Below are 1,020 nucleotides of genomic sequence, written 5' to 3' on the forward strand. Positions count from 1 at the left end.
CCTCCGGTGGTTTCCTCCCACTCCCGGGCAAACCAGTCCCGGATCGTCCCTGGTGCCCCCACTGCGGCCAGGGCCGTCCCCGCCAGCAGCACCAGCACCGCCGCGGCCGCCACCGCGGCCTTGGGCAGCCTGCGCCGTGACGGTTTCCGCTCTCTTGTTGTCATATGTGCGACCTCCTCTCGCAGACGACTGGAGGCACGCACCTCGTCAAACATCTCCCGATACTGCTCTTCCATGGTTCACGCCTCCAATTCCTCTTTCAGCTTCGCCCGAGCCCGAGCCAGCCGGGTCTGGACGGTGGAGGGCTTCAAATCCAGCAGCTCCCCCACTTCCTTGACGGAATACCCCTCGTAGTAATAGAGATACAGCGGCAGACGGTATTTACCCGGCAGCGCCAGCACAGCCCGAAACAACTCCTGCCGCTCCGGCGTGGAAAAGGACGGTTCCCGGCAGCTCTCCAGGGGTACCATGCGGCGGTGCCAGGGGCTGCGGGAGATGTCCTTGCAGACATTCAGCGTCACCCGCACCAGAAAGTAGCGCAGGTGATCGTCCCCGTCAAAGTTCCGGTCCGCCTGCCACAGCCGGAGCATCGCCTCCTGGGCGGCGTCCTCCGCGTCGGCAGGATGACGGAAGTAGTTCAGGGCGATGCGGTAGACCATGTCCAGGTACCGCTCCGCAGCAGCAGTGAATTCCCGTTCTGTCAGCATCAATCTTCTCTCCTTGAAACGCGTTTCACCAGAAATACGAGGAAAGAGGTACAAATATCCCATTGAAGAGAAAAAAATTCCCTGTCCGGTTGGACAGGGAATTTTTCAAAAGGCAACGTGATACTGTCCCTCTCAATCCTCGCCCACTTGTCCGCCCAATCCTGACCATGTGAGCGCTGCCTGAGAGGGGGTATCCTGAAGCTCTAAAATACCCCGGAAAATAAAAAAATGGAGACCAAAAGGGTTTTCTTGGTCCCTTTGTCTCCAAAAAAATAAGGAGCCCAGGGCAATCATTACGATTACCTTGGACTCC

At 58.5% G+C, this 1,020-nt stretch carries 3 protein-coding genes; all 3 read right to left on the reverse strand.

The genetic code is table 11. The features are described from left to right. The coding region (locus QZL67_RS03185) for a hypothetical protein (protein ID WP_292919759.1) at positions 1-236 on the reverse strand (236 nt) is incomplete at its 3' end. 3 nt (positions 237-239) lie between these two features. Then, complete coding sequence (locus QZL67_RS03190) at positions 240-707, reverse strand: sigma-70 family RNA polymerase sigma factor (protein ID WP_022289328.1); 468 nt, start codon at positions 705-707, stop codon at positions 240-242. A 132-nt stretch (positions 708-839) separates the two neighbouring features. Then, positions 840-1,020: hypothetical protein (locus QZL67_RS03195; RefSeq protein ID WP_292919761.1), on the reverse strand; the 181-nt coding region annotated here is incomplete at its 5' end.

Source organism: Oscillibacter sp. CAG:155 (assembly GCA_000436875.1).
Lineage (GTDB): Bacteria > Bacillota > Clostridia > Oscillospirales > Oscillospiraceae > Oscillibacter.

Coding starts and splice junctions, on each gene's coding strand:
- QZL67_RS03190 (WP_022289328.1), bottom strand. CDS start 707: ATGCTGACAGAACGGGAATTCACTGCTGCTGCGGAGCGGTACCTGGAC.